At 59.9% G+C, this 17,164-nt stretch carries 17 protein-coding genes and 1 tRNA gene; 8 read left to right on the top strand and 10 right to left on the bottom strand.

The window, feature by feature from the left end; genetic code table 11:
* Positions 1-35: 35 nt before the first annotated feature.
* From R3D51_01485 to R3D51_01460, 6 genes are all read right to left on the bottom strand, one after another.
* Positions 36-1,046 carry an alpha/beta hydrolase gene (locus R3D51_01485; GenBank protein ID MEZ5898142.1) on the bottom strand — a complete coding sequence of 337 codons (1,011 nt, stop codon included), beginning with the start codon at positions 1,044-1,046 and terminating at the stop codon, positions 36-38.
* 86 nt (positions 1,047-1,132) lie between these two features.
* A complete protein-coding gene (locus tag R3D51_01480; GenBank protein MEZ5898141.1) occupies positions 1,133-1,324 on the bottom strand; it encodes a YbdD/YjiX family protein in 192 nt (63 codons plus the stop codon).
* 85 nt (positions 1,325-1,409) lie between these two features.
* Positions 1,410-3,458, bottom strand: coding sequence for a carbon starvation CstA family protein (locus tag R3D51_01475; protein ID MEZ5898140.1), 2,049 nt, complete (start codon positions 3,456-3,458; stop codon positions 1,410-1,412).
* A 234-nt stretch (positions 3,459-3,692) separates the two neighbouring features.
* A complete protein-coding gene (locus R3D51_01470; GenBank protein MEZ5898139.1) occupies positions 3,693-4,850 on the bottom strand; it encodes an MlaD family protein in 1,158 nt (385 codons plus the stop codon).
* A 9-nt stretch (positions 4,851-4,859) separates the two neighbouring features.
* The gene (locus tag R3D51_01465; GenBank protein MEZ5898138.1) at positions 4,860-5,639 is read right to left on the bottom strand and encodes an ATP-binding cassette domain-containing protein; all 780 of its coding nucleotides are present in this window, start codon (positions 5,637-5,639) and stop codon (positions 4,860-4,862) included.
* Positions 5,640-5,645: 6 nt separating this feature from the next.
* A complete protein-coding gene (locus R3D51_01460) occupies positions 5,646-6,794 on the bottom strand; it encodes an ABC transporter permease (GenBank protein ID MEZ5898137.1) in 1,149 nt (382 codons plus the stop codon).
* 282 nt (positions 6,795-7,076) lie between these two features.
* Here R3D51_01460 and R3D51_01455 point away from each other — a divergent pair, with 282 nt between their 5' ends.
* The 4 genes from R3D51_01455 (at position 7,077) to arsB (ending at position 9,482) form a co-directional block, all read left to right on the top strand.
* On the top strand, positions 7,077-7,472 hold the full coding sequence (locus tag R3D51_01455) for a c-type cytochrome (GenBank protein MEZ5898136.1): 396 nt from the start codon (positions 7,077-7,079) through the stop codon (positions 7,470-7,472).
* A gap of 108 nt (positions 7,473-7,580) precedes the next feature.
* The gene (locus R3D51_01450) at positions 7,581-7,934 is read left to right on the top strand and encodes a metalloregulator ArsR/SmtB family transcription factor (protein ID MEZ5898135.1); all 354 of its coding nucleotides are present in this window, start codon (positions 7,581-7,583) and stop codon (positions 7,932-7,934) included.
* Positions 7,931-8,455 carry an arsenate reductase ArsC gene (locus tag R3D51_01445; protein MEZ5898134.1) on the top strand — a complete coding sequence of 175 codons (525 nt, stop codon included), beginning with the start codon at positions 7,931-7,933 and terminating at the stop codon, positions 8,453-8,455. The genes R3D51_01450 and R3D51_01445 overlap by 4 nt, the downstream gene beginning before the upstream one ends.
* Positions 8,456-8,459: 4 nt before the next feature.
* Positions 8,460-9,482: an ACR3 family arsenite efflux transporter gene (gene arsB / locus R3D51_01440; GenBank protein ID MEZ5898133.1), complete on the top strand. Its 1,023-nt coding sequence runs from the start codon at positions 8,460-8,462 to the stop codon at positions 9,480-9,482.
* Between the two features lie 41 nt (positions 9,483-9,523).
* Here arsB and R3D51_01435 read toward each other — a convergent pair whose 3' ends face one another.
* From R3D51_01435 to R3D51_01425, 3 genes are all read right to left on the bottom strand, one after another.
* A complete protein-coding gene (locus R3D51_01435; GenBank protein MEZ5898132.1) occupies positions 9,524-10,279 on the bottom strand; it encodes an SDR family oxidoreductase in 756 nt (251 codons plus the stop codon).
* Positions 10,280-10,421: 142 nt separating this feature from the next.
* Positions 10,422-10,497 (bottom strand) — tRNA-Ala (locus R3D51_01430).
* Between the two features lie 97 nt (positions 10,498-10,594).
* A complete protein-coding gene (locus R3D51_01425; GenBank protein MEZ5898131.1) occupies positions 10,595-10,975 on the bottom strand; it encodes a TIGR02300 family protein in 381 nt (126 codons plus the stop codon).
* A 247-nt stretch (positions 10,976-11,222) separates the two neighbouring features.
* Here R3D51_01425 and aroA point away from each other — a divergent pair, with 247 nt between their 5' ends.
* From aroA to R3D51_01410, 3 genes are all read left to right on the top strand, one after another.
* Positions 11,223-12,557, top strand: coding sequence for a 3-phosphoshikimate 1-carboxyvinyltransferase (gene aroA / locus R3D51_01420; protein MEZ5898130.1), 1,335 nt, complete (start codon positions 11,223-11,225; stop codon positions 12,555-12,557).
* 446 nt (positions 12,558-13,003) lie between these two features.
* Entirely contained in the window at positions 13,004-13,699 is a 696-nt protein-coding gene (gene cmk, locus R3D51_01415) for a (d)CMP kinase (protein ID MEZ5898129.1), read from the top strand.
* A gap of 113 nt (positions 13,700-13,812) precedes the next feature.
* Entirely contained in the window at positions 13,813-14,805 is a 993-nt protein-coding gene (locus R3D51_01410) for an NAD-dependent epimerase/dehydratase family protein (protein MEZ5898128.1), read from the top strand.
* Here the strand turns inward: R3D51_01410 and R3D51_01405 are convergent.
* Complete coding sequence (locus R3D51_01405) at positions 14,802-15,008, bottom strand: hypothetical protein (protein ID MEZ5898127.1); 207 nt, start codon at positions 15,006-15,008, stop codon at positions 14,802-14,804. The genes R3D51_01410 and R3D51_01405 overlap by 4 nt on opposite strands.
* A gap of 393 nt (positions 15,009-15,401) precedes the next feature.
* Between R3D51_01405 and rpsA the strand changes: the two genes are divergently transcribed.
* Positions 15,402-17,132, top strand: a complete 1,731-nt coding sequence (rpsA, locus tag R3D51_01400; GenBank protein MEZ5898126.1) for a 30S ribosomal protein S1 — start codon at positions 15,402-15,404, stop codon at positions 17,130-17,132.
* The last annotated feature ends 32 nt before the right edge of the window (positions 17,133-17,164 follow it).

Here is a 17,164-nt window from a genome sequence, read left to right as displayed (position 1 = left end):
CACGATGTCCCGCAAAAAGCCGTGGTGGCGGGCAACTAGCGGGTCAGCGCCCGCAGCAGCTCGGTGTGGAATCTCTCCGGGTTCTCCACTTGAGGCGAATGACCAAGGTCGGGGAACTCCACAAGCTGCCCATGCACCAACCGGCCGATGGCCGCGCGGGCGAGCGTCGGGTAGTCACCCAATTGCTCTGCGAGCGCCTTGGGTGCGCGGTTGGAACCGGGTGCAGTACGGTCTTTCATTCCGATCATCAGCGTAACCGGCATGTCCAGGCGTTCGAGCTCATGGATAACCGGCTCGTTGAAGATCATGTCGCTGGTCTGGGCCTGGATCATGGCGATGTGCGCCCGCCCCGGTCCGGCATACATGCCTGCTTGCATCTCAACCCACCGGTCGTAAGACGGCTTCCAGCTACCGCCGTAGTACATCCGCTGCTGGTATTCCTTGATGGATTCGAACGTCGTCTTGAGCTGTGCCGCATAGAGCTCATCGATCGTCGCGTAGGGCACACCCTTGGCTTGCCAGTCCTCAAGACCCAACGGATCGACCAGCACGAGGTGCTCGATCCTGTTGGGATAGGCCATGGCAAAACGCATCGCCAGCATCCCGCCCATGGAATGCCCTATGAGCGTGACCTTGCCGAGACCGAGCTGAGAGATGAGATCGCGCGTGTTCGCTGCGAGCTGATTGAAACTGAACTGGTAGCCCAGTGGCTTTGAGGATTTGCAGAAGCCTATCTGGTCGGGAACGACAACGCGAAAGCCCGCGCCGGTGAGGGCTTTGATCGTGGTTTCCCAGGTCGCGCCGCAGAAGTTCTTGCCATGCAGGAGCACGGCCGCACGCCCGTTGGCCGCGTCCGCTTGGGCGGGGGCGATGTCCATATAGTTCATTTCCAGAGCTTGGCCCTGCGAAGTGAACTTGAACGTTTGGACCTCATACGGGTAATCGAAGCCCTCCAGACGCTCGCCATAGGACGGCGTGCCGCCTGCAGACGCGGAGAACGTAGACAAAAGAGCTGCAAGGATCGCAATCGGGACACGGCGAAACATAATCGACCTCACGTCGCAGCGGTCCAGACGTTGGTGCCGGTTACGCCTCGAGCCAAGCGCCGACCCTCGTGGCGAAGAAGCCGGTGTTAGCAGCAACGCGAGATCTTGCCGCCATTAACGCCGTAGCGGCTGTTCTGACGCTCGCGAAAAAACTCTTCATAGCTCATAACAGGCTCGCCCGGGTGCATCTTCTGGCGGTGGCGCACATAAGCCTCGTAGTCCGGCACTCCGACCATGAGCCGCGCCGTGGACGCAAAGCTCTTGAAAAGCGCGCGCACCTTGTCCCCGGCACTCTGCGCCGGGGGGCTTGGAGTTCTGCAGATCCGCACGGGTTGAGATGTTTGATGTTGGGCTACCATATCGCTACTCCGCTGCGACAAGTGTTTCGCGGGCCGTTACAGTTGGTGAAGCGAGAGCCGCACGCACCGCTTTAACTGCAAAGCCCAGCATAACGACCACGAGTGCGATCAAAAGGCCCGACATCACCGCGTTTACGTAGTCGTTGAACACTATGCGGCTCATCTGGGTAATGTCCTTGGCAGGCGCCAGAATCTCACCCTTGGCGAGCGCTTCGCCAAATTGATTGGCGTGCGCGAGGAAGCCGATCTTGGGATCGGGATCGAACAACTTGTGCCAGCCTGCAGCCAATGTGCAGATGGCGAGCCAGACCATCGGGACGATCGTGACCCACGCATAGCGTTCGCGCTTCAGTTTGAAGATCACCACCGTGCACAAGATCAGCGCGATGCAGGCGAGCATCTGGTTGGCAATGCCGAACAGAGGCCACAACGTGTTGATGCCGCCCAGAGGATCGATCACACCTTGATATAGGAAGTATCCCCAACCCGCGACGGCGAGCGTGGTGGCCGCAATGTTGGCTGGCCAAGACTTCGTATTCTTGAATGCGGGAACGTAGCTGCCGATCAGGTCTTGCAGCATGAAACGGGCGACGCGCGTGCCGGCGTCGATGGTGGTCAGAATGAACAGCGCCTCGAACAGAATGGCAAAGTGATACCAGAAAGCCATCATCGTCTTACCGCCAATGGCACCTGAAAGGATCTCCGCCATGCCGACGGCAAGCGTTGGGGCGCCGCCCGTGCGCGACAGGATCGTGCTCTCGCCGACATCGGCGGCGACCTTCTGCAAAACGTCGGGCGAGATCGTAAAGCCCCAGCTGCTGATGGCGGTGGCAGCATCGGCCGGCGTTGTGCCGATCAACGCGGCCGGTGAGTTCATGGCGAAATAGACACCAGGCTCCAGCACGCAGGCTGCAATCAGCGCCATGATCGCAACGAAGCTCTCCATCAACATCGCGCCGTAGCCGATGAACGGGGCGTTGGCTTCGTTGTCGAGCATCTTTGGCGTGGTGCCAGACGACACGAGCGCGTGGAAGCCGGAGACCGCGCCGCAGGCAATCGTGATGAACAGGAAGGGAAACAGTGTGCCATTGAATACCGGACCCGATCCGTCGATGAATTGCGTCACGGCCGGCATCTTAAGGTCGGGCTGAACCACCAGAATGCCTATGGCCAATCCGAAAATGGTGCCGACCTTGAGGAATGTCGAGAGGTAGTCGCGCGGTGCCAGCAGGAACCAGACCGGCAGCACGGACGCGATAAAGCCATATGCGATCAGCATCAACGCAAGCTGCTCGCCGGTGAACGTGAACATATGTGCCAGCTCTGGATCCTGCGAGACGTGCTGGCCATAGAAGATCGATGCCATCAACAGCACGAAGCCGATGACTGACATCTCCGCGATGCGCCCAGGGCGCATGAAACGGCCGTATACACCCATCAGCATCGCAATCGGAATGGTGGCGAAGACCGTAAAGGTTCCCCACGGCGAGTGGGCGAGCGCCTTGACGACCACGAGCGCCAGCACGGCAAGCAGGATGACCATGATCATCATCACGCCGAACATGGCGACGGTGCCGGCGGTTTGGCCCATCTCCGAGCGGATCATGTCGCCGAGCGAACGGCCATCGCGTCGGGTGGACGCCCAAAGCACAATGAAATCTTGAACGGCGCCGGCGAACACCACGCCGACAAGCAGCCATAGCGTGCCGGGAAGAAAGCCCATCTGCGCGGCAAGCACCGGCCCCACGAGTGGCCCCGCGCCAGCAATGGCAGCGAAGTGGTGACCGAACAAGACATTCTTGTCTGTCGGACAATAGTCGAGACCGTCGTTGTGGCGCATCGCCGGGGTCGGCCGGGTGGGATCGATTTGCAGGACCTTTTGGGCGATGAACTGCCCATAGAAGCGGTAAGCGATGAGGTAGACCGATACTGCGGCGGCGACCAGCCAGACGGCATTAATTGTTTCACCGCGTGAAAGGGCGACAATGCCCAGTGAAATGGCCCCCAGGATGGCCAGTGCCACCCAACCCAACATGGCTTTGACGTCCGTCATGAGCGTTCTTCCCCAGCTTGGCGCTTGAGCGCATTCGTCTTTTGACGTCAAACATAGCTGAAGGAAGACTCAATTTCACCCCGCCGCCGCTCTTTAAGATACGAAAGGACCGTAGGATGCGGGAATTTTGTCTCGTAGGGACGCTTGCGCACGCGAAGCAACGGCCGGGTTCTCTGCCGTGTCGTATTGGAATACTACGACATAGCTGACGCTCCAGTGCTAATCAGCTTCGCCTCAGGGGGCAGGCTCGTCCTTCGGCTTCGGGTGATTGGCGGCAACCTGGGCGACCCACGGAACCATGGCCCGCGCGATTTTTCCAAATCCCTCGTCGAAGGCGTGCGCTGCGCCAACTGCGTCCGCGGATTGCAGCGCGATCGATTCATGAAAAACCTTGGATGCCGCTATGGCGCCGCCTGCGGCGATCTTCGCCGAGAGGTCTATGTCTGCCATCGGCTTGTCGCCAGGAACGACACCGAACTTTCGGATGTCGAAGATGACCTGCACGTCGGGCTCCACCGTGTCGATAACGCGGGCGACCGATTTAAAGCACTGTGAATTTTCCAGCGCTTCGATGATCTTGACCTGGAGCACCGACGGAATGGCGTCGGAGAAGCTGCCAGTCTTGTATGGCTTTGCAGCTTCCTGCGATCCCAAAACCGGGATCTGATCCGAATTGATCGACATTAGGCCGACCGGCTCGGGCACCGTGAGCTGCGCATCTCCGCGCTGCGAACATTTCTGGATGTCGCTGGGAACGTTGAAGGTGAAGATCGTTCCGGCCGCCTTTGCGGCCGCGCCTCCTGTCATACGCTCAAGCCCTGCCATGATCCCATCGACGTGGTCGGAATTGCGGGACAGCGCCTCGGCGAATGTCTTGATATTGGTGATGGCGTCGTGCAGCGGATCGGCATTTTCGCCGAGGATCTTGTCGAACTTTCCGAGCGCATCGCGGGCCGACTGCGAGAGCGTTAGTCCGGCATCCGGCGGCGCATGCAACAACGGCGGCTGCCCGTCGGTGGACTGAAGCGGAGCCGCAGTCGGGCTTCCGCCGCTCAGAACGATGACGGGCGCGCCTGTCAATCCTTGAAAGTCCATGTTGACGGCGGTGTCGCTGCGGACCGGCGTCGCCGCGTCCACGGCAATGGTGGCCATCACCTCGGTCGGCTTGTCCGGGTTGAGGTGCAATGAACTCACTTCACCTACGCGCACGCCATTGAAGAGCACATTCGATCCAACAAGAAGTCCGGAGACGGAACTCTCGAACTGAACTTTGTACTCGGCTCTGCGGCCTATGCCGCCGGTGCTATGAAGCCAATATATGAAACCGAAAATACCGCCGATGACCAACAGCGTGAACAAGCCGATGAGCGTGTATCGTGCCTTCGTTTCCATCTGGTGTTCTCACTCTGCTTTTGTCATGCGGCGGTCGGCAAGCGCGCCGCCGCGGCGCCCGTGAAAATATTCCACGGCCCAGGGATGGGTGGATTTGAGGATGGTTTCCATCGGGCCGCAGGCTACGACCTTGCCACCCGCCAAAATGCCGATGCGGTCGCAGACGGCGTGAAGTGTCTCCAGATCGTGCGTGATCATGAAGACCGTCAGGCCCAGTGTCTTCTGCAAGGTCTTGATGAGTTCGTCGAAGTCGCCCGCCGAAATGGGATCGAGCCCGGAAGTCGGCTCGTCGAGGAAGACAAGTTCGGGGTCCATCGCCAGCGAACGGGCAAGCGCTACGCGCTTGATCATGCCGCCCGAAAGCTCGGAGGGAAGCTTGTGGTGATCCTTGGCTCTGATGCCGACCATTTCCAGCTTGATGCGCGCGATCTCGTCGAGCAGGTCTGGAGGAAGATCGAGGAACTCGCGCAGCGGAAATTGGACATTCTGGATGACGTTGAGCGAGGAAAACAGCGCGCCTTGCTGGAAAAGGACACCCCAGCGGCGTTGAATGGCGCGGCGCGCCTCTTCATCCGCGTGGATCAGCTCGGTTCCCATCACCGTGATGGTTCCGGCCCGAGCTGGCAGCAGCCCGATGATCGTGCGCAGTAGCACGGATTTTCCACTGCCCGATCCGCCGACGAAGCCGAAAATCTCGCCTTTCAGAACGTCGACCGTTACCCCATCGAGAACCGTGTGATCCCCGAAGCCGACAATCAAGTCTCGCACGCTTATGATAGGTTCCGTCATCCCGGCTCACATATCGATGGATGCAAAGAAGATGGCGAAAACGCCGTCGAGGACGATTACGAGAAAGATCGATTTCACGACCGAAGCCGTGGTTTCCAATCCCAATGACTCAGAGCTTCCCTTCACGCGCAAACCTTGTGCGCAGGCGACCACGCCGATGACCAGTGCCATGAACGGCGACTTGATCATGCCCACCTTGAAGTGCGTAATTGAAATCGCTTCCTTGAGCCGCGCAAGGAATATCTCAGGCGCCATGCCGCCGTAGAACCAACAGACGAGTTCGCCGCCATAGAGTGCCGACATCGAACCAAGGAACGTCAAGATCGGCAGCCCGATGATGAGCGCGATTACGCGGGGCAGGATCAGAACCTCGACCGGATCCAGGCCCATCGTCTGAAGTGCGTCGATCTCCTCACGCATCTTCATTGAGCCAAGTTCGGCCGTGTAGGAACTGCCCGAACGTCCCGCGACCATGATGGCGACGATCAGAACACCAATTTCACGCAGGACTAGAATGCCGACCATATCGACAACGTACTCATCCGCGCCGAACTTGCGGAAATGAAAGATGCCCTGTTGCGCGATGATGGCGCCGATAAGGAAAGTAATGAGCAGGATGATCGGCACGGCCTGCCAGGCCACGCGATCCAGCTGATGGACTGCGGATGTGAATCGGAACGTGGATGGCCGCACAAGCGTCCGTAAAAAGGCGACCCAGATCCGCCCGAGCATCGCGGCGAGCGAGTTCAGGTCATCTGCGATGTTCACTGTGGCTCTACCCAGCGTTTGCAGCTGGTAAGCAAGCCAGTTGCGCCGCTCTGGTGGCATCTGAGGAGCGACAGCAAGCTCGTCGATCTGATCGTAGAGGTCGACAAAGCGGTGTGGCAGATCGAGACGAGCGGGCCCCTTTGCGTTGCCGCAGATGCGCGTCAGCTCCGAGAGAAGCGCGGCACCAAAGGTGTCCAGCTCGGTAATGCCCTGCGCCCCGATCGTTGCGACGGCCGCAGTGCCACGTGCACCGCGCATGGCTTCGACGGCTTCTTCGAGCTTTTGAATGTGCGCCACGGTCCAACTGCCCGCGGCAATGACCGAAGGCGAACCGTCCGACTGCGTGCGAACAACCGTTGGCGGGTTGGTTGCAGTGCTGCTTTGCATTGATCAGGCTGCCGACATGATTTGAAATTGCCCCGGTCCTTACATAACCGCGAACGACGGTATGCAGCAATTGTGTATGAGTCGAAACAAGATTGGCCACTCTGCCCACATACGGAGCATAACATTGCGTAAGCTACGGACGGGGCGCACACATCTTGAAGTTGGGGGATTGCACAGCTTTGTCGTTCTCAATGGAGACGGTTGCCGAATAGGCACATGATTGTTGGAAAACGATTTGCCGATGGTAGGTTGCGTCGGCAGAGCTTGCGAAATGGGGGCGTTATGCAACGCAGCATCTGGATATTGGTGACTCTAGTCATGGTTGTGGTGTGCGCACCAAACCGCCCTGCCTTTGCGCAATCCCAAGACCCAGATTGGGGTAAGTCAGCATTTTTAGAACATTGCGCGCCTTGTCATGGTGCGAGTGGACAAGGCGATGGGCCGCGCGCAGGCACGCTCAAGATTGCGCCGGTCAATCTCACGCGGCTCGCGAGCGAGAACGGCGGTGTATTTCCGACGGCAAAGGTTACGGATGTCATCGAGCATGGCGGCGCGCCCCTCGGTCATGGAACGGACATGCCAGCCTGGACCAAGGTGTTCGGCGTGAAAGGCGACTCGGCCGAAACCAGAGACCGCATCAAGCGCCTCGTGCAGTACATACAAAGCCTCCAGAAGTAGAGCCGAGCACCTGGCTTGGTCTCCTGACCCGCAATAGCCGTCGAGCGCCGCAGGTGCAAAACGCACATGGCGCTTGCATAATACAATAATTGTTGTAGTGTTAAATTTATGAAAGACCATGCTGCCATTGAGATGCTGACGGCGCTTGCGCAAGAGCATCGGATCAAGATTTTTCGCCTTCTCGTCCGAGTGGGGCCGTCGGGCCTGCCGTCGTCGGAGATTGCGGATCGCATCGGCATTAGTCCGACGAGCGCGTCTTTTCATCTGAAGGAGCTGGACCGATCCGGCTTGTTGATTTCTACGCGGCAAGGCCGTTTCATTCGCTACGCCGTTCACATTGCGGCGATGCGCGGGCTTCTGACCTATCTGTCGGAAGATTGCTGCCAAGGGCAGCCTGAACTTTGCGGCGCCACCATCGCGGGCGCGCGCTCTATCTGCAAACCGAAGGAAAAGTGCAAATGACCGACAAGCGTGCCTTCAATGTTTTGTTTCTTTGCACCGGAAATTCGGCGCGCAGCATTATCGCCGAGGCGATCATGAACCGTGAAGGTAAGGGCAAGTTCGTCGGCTACAGCGCAGGCTCTCAGCCAAAGGGGAGCGTCCACCCTTTGACGCTTGATCTGCTACGACGGCTCAACCACGACGTCAGCGATCTTCGCTCCAAGTGCTGGGACGAGTTTGCCGGGCCTTCAGCTCCACAGCTCGACTTCGTTTTCACGGTCTGTGACAACGCGGCAAACGAGACGTGCCCGTATTGGCCGGGACAGCCCATGACGGCGCATTGGGGCGTTCCTGATCCTGCTGCAGTAGAGGGCAGCGATGCCGAGAAGACCCTGGCGTTCGCAAATACCTACAGAATGTTGAGCCAACGCATATCTGTGTTCGTCAATCTTCCATTTGCCTCGCTGGACAAGATGTCCCTCAAAAAACGATTGGATGACATTGGTGCGCGCGATCTGACCCCGTCTTCGCAGACGGTGTAAACGCATGTCCACATTCGAGCGGTATCTTACGGTCTGGGTTGCGGCCTGCATCGTGTTGGGCATTGCGCTGGGCCATATGTTCCCTGCGGTCTTTCATACAATCGGCGCTGCTGAAATCGCCAAGGTCAATCTGCCCGTCGCGGTTCTGATCTGGCTGATGATCATCCCCATGTTGATCAAGATCGATTTCGCGGCACTCTCCCAAGTCAAAGAGCATTGGCGCGGCATCGGCGTGACGCTCTTCATCAACTGGGCTGTAAAGCCATTCTCGATGGCGGCGCTGGGTTGGTTTTTCATCGGTGGCGTTTTCAGGCCGTATCTACCGGCCGATCAGATTGACAGCTACATCGCGGGCTTGATCCTGCTCGCCGCTGCACCGTGTACCGCCATGGTTTTCGTGTGGAGCAATCTCTCAAAGGGTGAGCCCCACTTCACTTTGAGCCAGGTTGCGCTCAACGACGTTATCATGGTCTTCGCGTTTGCGCCCATCGTCGGGCTGTTGCTGGGCCTGTCAGCCATCACGGTGCCGTGGGAAACGCTGTTGCTGTCGGTTGCGCTTTACATCGTGATTCCCGTGATCATCGCCCAGATCGTTCGAAGGCTTGTGTTGGCACGTAGTGGCAAAACCGCGTTGTCGAAATTGTTGTCGAAATTGCAGCCTGTTTCGCTCGTGGCGTTGCTTGCCACCTTGGTTCTGCTTTTTGGATTTCAGGGCGAGCAGATCCTCGCGCAACCGCTCATCATTGCGATGCTTGCGGTTCCGATCCTCATTCAGGTCTACTTCAATGCGGGGATTGCCTACCTGCTGAACCGGGCCACGGGCGAAGCTCATTGCGTCGCGGGACCCTCCGCCCTCATCGGCGCGAGCAATTTTTTCGAGCTAGCCGTGGCCGCTGCTATCAGCCTGTTTGGCTTCAATTCGGGAGCCGCGCTCGCAACGGTCGTGGGTGTGTTGATCGAGGTGCCCGTGATGCTGTCGGTCGTAAAGATCGTCAACGAAAGCAAGGATTGGTACGAGCGGGCGTGACGGGCAGGGGATGCGCGGCGCCGTTCGTTGGCGCCGTTTGGCTATCGCCCGCCTGACACGGATAGAATGCTTCCCGTGACATAGCTTGCCGTAGGAGACATGAGCCAGCAGACCGCTTGTGCTATTTCATCAGGATGAGCGGGGCGTCCCAGTGGAACATTGGCCCCTAACTCCCGCGCTCGGTTTGGCTTGCCCGCTGCCGAGTGCATCTCGGTATCGACAAAGCCTGCGGCAACCGCATTGACCCGGATACCCTCGGCGGCAACTTCCTTTGCAAGGCCTATGGTGAGCGTGTCGAGCGCGCCCTTGCTTGCCGCGTAATGAACCCACTCGCCCGATCCCCCGAGCGCCGCCGCGCGGCTCGAAATGTTTATGATCACGCCACCTTGGCCGCCGTGACTGTTGGACATGCGTTTTACCGCCTCGCGCGCGCACAAAAAGGCGCCGATGACATTCACCGCAAAAACCTGTTGCAGTATGTCGCTGGTCACGTGCTCGACGCGGCTGAAGCCGCCGGAGATGCCTGCATTGTTGACGAGACCGGAGATGACTCCAAAATCCGTATGGATCTTTTCGAATAGCGCGACGACCTCACGTTCGCACGCAACATCAGCCTTGTAGGCCCTCGCATTCCCGCCGTTCGCGTTGATCTCCTCTACGATGGTTCGGCCGGCGGATTCGTTCTCGCGATAGTTGATCGCAACTGCGCAGCCCCGTGCAGCCAGCGCGCGCGCGATAGCCGCCCCGATGCCCCGTCCGGCACCCGTGATCAGAATGGGCCCTTCCCGTTGCGCCATGTGCTCCCTCCGTCCGCGGATATCGCTGGAATTCTGAGATCGAAAGCTCCGATCGGCAATCGATTTCTGGGAACCGATAAGCGCAATGCATCACCAACGCTCAACGCAGCGGTATGCGGCTATTTCAATGCGTCGGAGAAATTGGTGGAGCCGAGGGGGATCGAACCCCTGACCTCGTGAATGCCATTCACGCGCTCTCCCAGCTGAGCTACGGCCCCGAACCATCTTTGGGATGAACCGGGAGCCCTAAGCACCCGGTCGAACCGGCCTGATAAGTCGTTCAGGCCAAAACTGCAAGGACGATCTTGAAAGTTATCAAGTCTCCTCTTCGCCCTCGGCGACATCGCCAATGATGCCTGAAACGTCGCCGCCTTCTTCTTCCTCTTCCTCAAGGAAGGTCTCGTCGTCGTCGCCGCCGACCTCGTCATCGGTCTCGACGTCTTCCAACGCCTCCTCGCCTTCAACGGCGGGCAGTTCGGTGCCAGAGTCGGCATCGTCGGCGTAAACGGTCTTCTTAGGCGCCTTCTTGGCAGCCTTTTCCTCGGCCTGGAGCGCCGCAAGGGCCGCCGGAGATGACGCGATGATGTAGCTCGCGCCGCAATGCGGGCAGATGATTGGATCGCGGGCTAGGTCGTAAAAGCGCTCGTCGCAGCTCTGACAGGTGCGCTTGATCCCGCGCGCTTGCTTGGTCGCCATGAGAGAAAAAAGCCTCAATGGATTGGAATGAGGCGGTCGGTCTGCCATAGGCTTCGGCCTCTGTCAAAACCAAATCTCCGGCGTGCTCGGGGACTGCGACAAGGCGGCCGGGAGGTTGCCGGGTGGCCGCGGTTCTCCGGGCGGCATTTTGCGGGCAATAGCGCTGACTACGCGTTAGCGATTGCTCTAGCCGCGAAGCGGGGCTATTTCGGCCCGAACGCCCAGCAACCTCACGGAAAATCCGCTCGTGTCGCACACTTCAGCTCCTAAGCCGCTCGCCGCCGCTCGCGCCTCAGCCCTGCAAGGCCGGGTGAGGGTCCCGGGCGACAAGTCCATATCGCACCGGGCCCTTATTTTTGGGGCGTTATCGACCGGAGTGACGCGGATCCGGGGGCTGTTGGAGGCCGAGGACGTAATCAATACCGCCAAGGCGGTCTCGGCGCTGGGTGCGCCCGCTGCCAAGATTGCCGACGTGTGGGAGGTTAAGGGCCGCGGCGTAGGCGGGCTAAGCCAGCCTGACGGTCCGCTCGACTTCGGCAATTCGGGTACCGGCACGCGGTTGATGATGGGCGTCGTCGCTGGCCATCCCATCAGCGTGACCATGACGGGGGACGCTTCGCTTTCCAAGCGTCCTATGCGCCGGGTGCTGGGGCCGCTGAAAGAGATGGGGCTGCAGATCGTCGAGGACGGCAAGGAGACATTGCCGCTTACGCTGCGCGGTCGCGGTGATCTTGTCCCCATCGAGTACGTTCTCCCTGTGCCCTCTGCGCAGGTGAAAAGTGCGATCCTTATCGCAGGACTTATGGCGCATGGCGAGACGACGGTCGTTGAGAAAGAAGCGACTCGCGATCACACCGAGCGGATGCTTCGCTATTTCGGCGCCGATGTTCGCAGCGTCGAAAAGGACGGGTTGACGCGCATTACGATCAAGGGGCCGGCTGAGATGCAGGGTCGCGATGTGACGGTTCCGGGTGATCCGTCTTCGGCGGCCTTCCTCGTGTGTGCCGGTTTGTTGACGGAGGGCTCGGACGTCACCGTCGAAGGCGTTCTGGTCAACGAGACGCGCACCGGTCTCTACACGACACTGAAGGAAATGGGTGCAGACATTGCGTTTCTGAACAAGCGTGAGGAAGGCGGCGAGCCGATCGCTGATATTCGCGCGCGCTTCTCCAAGCTCAAGGGCGTGCATGTGCCTGCAGAGCGCGCACCCTCTATGATCGACGAGTATCCGGTGCTGGCGTGCGTGGCGGCATTCGCACAAGGCAAAACGCGCATGGATGGTTTGGCAGAACTTAAGGTCAAGGAAAGCGACCGTCTGGCGGCCACAGCAAACGGCTTGAAGGCCAATGGCGTTGAAGCACTTGCCGACGGCGACACGCTGATCGTGACTGGATCTGGCCGGGTGTCTGGCGGCGGCACGGTCGCGACGCACCTCGATCATCGCATCGCCATGGCGTTCCTCACCATGAGCCTTGCGAGTGAGAAGCCCGTCACCGTTGACGACACGACAATGATCGCAACAAGCTTTCCTGAGTTTCGCGGACTTATGGAGCAACTTGGCGCGCGCTATCAGTCCGTATAGCCTGTCGTTGCGGAAAAAATGGATGGCGGGACCGCCGACTGAGGCGCAACCTCGTGCGGGGGCACAAAGGAATGTGGATCAACGTCGAGCAGGTCTCCGATTGCCTGGCTCATCCAACGGTGGCGTGTATGACGTCGCCGGATGTTCTAAAGGCCTATGCCGCTATTGTTCTGATTTTCGTGTTGCTGGCCGCCCCGTTTGGCTGGCGCGGGGCGGTGCGCAACGGGCACGCGGCTCGGCACACGTTTCGCAAGCTTGTTTTGTCGGCCGTCGATATTCTTCTGACATGCGCAGTCGTTATCGCCGCCTACCAATACCTGAGGCCGGATGCCCTCGTGGGAGCTGAGCGTGTGCCTGCGTGGCACGTGTTGTGGCAGGCCACCGCATATGCTCTGGCTATCGGGGGGCTGGTGGCGGGAGTAACCACCGGCTTTGGACTCGGCCGATTGTTTGCTCGTCTCACCGGAGCGGCGGTTCGGCTCGGGCGACGCGGTGTCGTTATCGCTATCGACGGTCCGGCCGCGTCGGGCAAAGGCACGCTCGCTAAGCGAATTGCCGCGCACTACCGAGTCCCCTGTCTCGATACTGGATTGCTGTATCGCGCAGTCGCGCGTGACGTGCTGCGTGCCGGCCAGGATCTCGCCGACACAGCCGCGGCCGTGGCTTGCGCGAAAGCACTTGAACCTTCGACATTCGAAGATCCCGCGTTGCGTGGCGCCGCTGCCGGCGATGCTGCTTCCGTGGTTGCGCGCATTCCCGAGGTGCGCGCCGAGTTGCTCGAATACCAGCGCAGTTTCGCCAAGTCGCCCAAAGGAGCGGTGCTGGATGGACGCGATATCGGAACCGTCGTTTGCCCTGACGCTCAAGTGAAAATCTACGTTACAGCAAGTGCCGATGAGCGCGCACGCCGCCGCCATAAGGAACTGGGCGCTCGCGGCGAGAACGCTGTTTTCGAGGACGTCTTGGAGGACATCATCCGCCGTGACGCGCGCGACACCGGCCGCGCGGTCGCGCCGCTTTGGCCGGCAAAAGACGCCATCCAGCTCGACACCACGCACTTGAATGTGGAAGAAGCCTTCAAGGCCGCGCTTGCTATTATTGAAAGACGCCTTGCTGGCGCGTCGCCTCCGGTCAATGGCTAGTTCGATATGGCCGTTAGATGAGTTTCGTCGGCAGCCAGGGTCCTCTAGGCTCTGCGCAGCGGCACGCGCCGGTACACACATGATCTCCGGCGCATTGACCTATGGAGACAAGAATGACCGCGACCACTCCAATCGTCCCGCGCAAGGTGCTTGTCACCGGCGGCACAGGGCTTGTTGGCAAGCAACTGCTGAACGCTTATCGAGCCCGCGGCATCGAGGCGGTCGGTGTTGCGCGTCGTCCTGACGAGGCACTCGGTGTCGTTGCTGGCGATGTAAGCAATCCGTCGCCATGGGCTCATCATTTGGATGGTTGCGATATCGTCTTCCACGCAGCCGCCGTGGTCTCGCTGGTGGAAAAGCGCGAGGTCGCGTGGACCGTCAACGTCAAGGGTACGCAGTTACTCCTCGATGAGGCCGCCAAACGTGGTGTGAAGCGTTTCGAGTATGTATCCTCGGTCGCCGCGATGGGCTTTGAAAGCGATGACGGTGCGGACGAGACATGGCCGCTCATGCCAAACGGCAATACCTACACCGACTCCAAGATTGCCGCTGAGCATGCCGTGCTCGCAGCCCATGCATCCGGCAAGATAAATGTGACGATCATTCGACCGGCCGATGTCTATGGCGTCGAGTCCGCGTGGATCCGTGAGCCACTCAACATGATGCGCGCGCGTCAGTTCATGCTGCCTAACGAAGGCAATGGGCACTTCAGCCCCATCCATGTGAACGATCTGGTCGACGGCATGATGCTGTCAGCAGAAAGCCCGAGGGGCGCGGGCCAGATCTTCATTCTCGCTGACGGCGGGGTCACGACGCGGGAGTTCTTCTCCTACCATTGGCGCTGGCTGGGCCGGGAGGGGTCGCCGCCCGCATTGCCCGCCCGGGCTTTGAAGGCTCTGGCGACCGCGGGAGGCGGCTTGGCCCGCGCGATTGGCGCCAAGACAGAGATGGGGCCGGGTGCGATCGCAATCCTCTGCCGGCCGGGCGGCTACTCAAGCAAGAAGGCTGAAACCATGCTCGGCTTCGCGCCTAAGATCGCGCTCGCCGACGGCATGGCTGAAGTCGAAGCCGAACTGCGCCGGCGCGGGGAACTCGGGACCGGCTAACGCCGCGACTGGACCAGCCCGGCAATCAAGGCCAGCACTATGGCAACCGGAAGCGCGAACACCGCAATTGTGAAAAGGGTCAGGGCAAAGCCGAGCGCCAGACAGGCTAAAACGACGAGAATGACGCCGGCGGCCAGCCAGATCAGCCATTCCCGCCAGCCGGTAATGACGCGCTGTTCGCCGTTTCGATAAAGAACGATCATGAGGCCTCTCAGGGGGATAGTACTCGCGGATTATATAAGGAGCGCTCGCCTACGCCCAGAGCCCCTCTTTGGCTTGGACAGCCGGTCGCCATCGAGTCTTGCCCTTTTGCCTACTTTCCCCTATACCGCCCGTCATTCGGCGTTGCCGCCGGATAGATCACGAGGAGATCGGCCGGACCGGGTCCTGAAACAGGGCCTAAATTCTTCTTCCGGCAGGGTGGCGCACCCATCGCGGCAACATTCGAGACATCTCATACAACCCGGTGAAACTCCGTCTATCTCGGCTGTGCGCGTGCACGGCCTTTGACCGTTTCCTCGGGCGAACAGCAAACCCTTATCTGTCAATTCTCCGCCTGCCGGTCGCGGCGCGGACATCAACTATTTGGAGAAAGAATGTCGGATCAACTGTCCAAAGAAATGAACCCCAGCCATGACGAGTTTGCAGCCCTGCTGGCTGAGAGCTTGGCCAAGGACGACCTTTTCGAAGGTTCGGTCGTCAAGGGCAAGGTTGTCGGCATAGAGAAGGATATGGCCGTCATTGACGTCGGCCTGAAAATGGAAGGTCGCATCGCGCTGAAGGAATTCGGCATGGGCGGCAAGTCTGGCGACTTGAAGGTAGGCGATACGGTCGAGGTCTACCTGGAGCGAGTAGAGAATGCGCTCGGTGAGGCGGTGCTGTCGCGCGACAAGGCTCGCCGCGAAGAAAGCTGGACCCGCCTTGAGCGCCTGCATGAGAAGGGCGAGAAAGTTACGGGCGTTATCTTCAACAAGGTCAAGGGCGGCTTCACCGTCGATCTCGACGGCGCGGTTGCGTTCCTTCCCGGCAGCCAGGTTGATATTCGCCCCGTGCGCGATATCGGGCCGCTGATGCATCAGCCCCAGCCCTTCCAGATCCTGAAGATGGATCGCCGTCGCGGTAACATCGTCGTCTCGCGCCGCTCGGTGCTTGAGGAGACCCGTGCAGAGCAGCGCGCCGACATCGTCGCCCGCCTCGAAGAGGGGCAGGTCATCGAAGGTCTGGTCAAGAACATCACCGACTACGGCGCCTTCATCGACCTCGGCGGCATCGATGGCCTGCTGCACGTCACCGATATGGCGTGGCGCCGCGTGAACCATCCGTCCGAGATCCTGAACGTCGGCGACACGGTGAAGGTGCAGATCATCCGCATCAACCCCGAGACGCAGCGCATTTCGCTTGGCATGAAGCAGCTTCAGGCCGATCCGTGGTCTGCGATCGCCGAGAAGTATCCGGTCGGCGCGAAGATCAAGGGCACCGTCACGAACATCGCCGATTACGGTGCGTTCGTGGAGTTGGAGCCGGGCGTTGAAGGTCTGATCCACGTTTCCGAGATGAGCTGGACCAAGAAGAATACGCACCCCGGCAAGATCGTCTCGACTTCGCAGCAGGTCGACGTTCAGGTGCTTGAGGTCGATCCTCAGAAGCGCCGCATCTCGCTCGGCCTGAAGCAGACCCAGGAGAACCCCTGGGAGGGCTTCCTTGCCCAGCATCCCAAGGGCTCGGTCGTGGAAGGTCCGATCCGCAACATCACCGAGTTTGGCCTGTTCATCGGTCTCGACAACGGCGTCGATGGCATGGTGCATCTGTCCGATCTAGATTGGTCGAAGCCGGGCGACGAGGCGATCAAGGATTACAAGAAGGGCGATACGGTCAAGGCCGTCGTGCTCGACGTCGATGGCGCCAAGGAAAGAATCTCGCTGGGTATCAAGCAGCTCGGCGGCGATCCGGTCGACGCCATGGGCAAGTTCAAGAAGGGCGATGCTGTCACTTGCTCTGTGACGAGTGTTCAGGAGAACGGCATCGAAGTGAAGATCGCCGACACCGATCTCACCTCCTTCATCAAGCGCTCTGACCTGTCGCGCGATCGTTCCGAGCAGCGTCCTGAGCGCTTCAACGTCGGCGACAAGGTCGATGCATCGGTCCTCACCGTCGATAAGGCTGCGCGCCGAATCTCGGTGTCGATCAAGGCTCTTGAGATTGCTGAAGAGAAGCAGGCGGTCGCTCAGTACGGGTCGTCCGACTCGGGTGCTTCGCTGGGCGACATCTTCAAGGCTGCCATCAAGAAGCGTGACAACTCGGAAGGCGACGAAGAAGCCAGCGAGTAAGTCCGGTCCAAGAGGCCTGACAATTCGTTTAC

Source organism: Hyphomicrobiaceae bacterium, assembly GCA_041397645.1.
GTDB lineage: Bacteria > Pseudomonadota > Alphaproteobacteria > Rhizobiales > Hyphomicrobiaceae > Hyphomicrobium_B.
The sequence above is the reverse complement of the archived record's forward strand: the minus strand, read 5'-3'. Positions and strand labels throughout refer to the sequence as shown.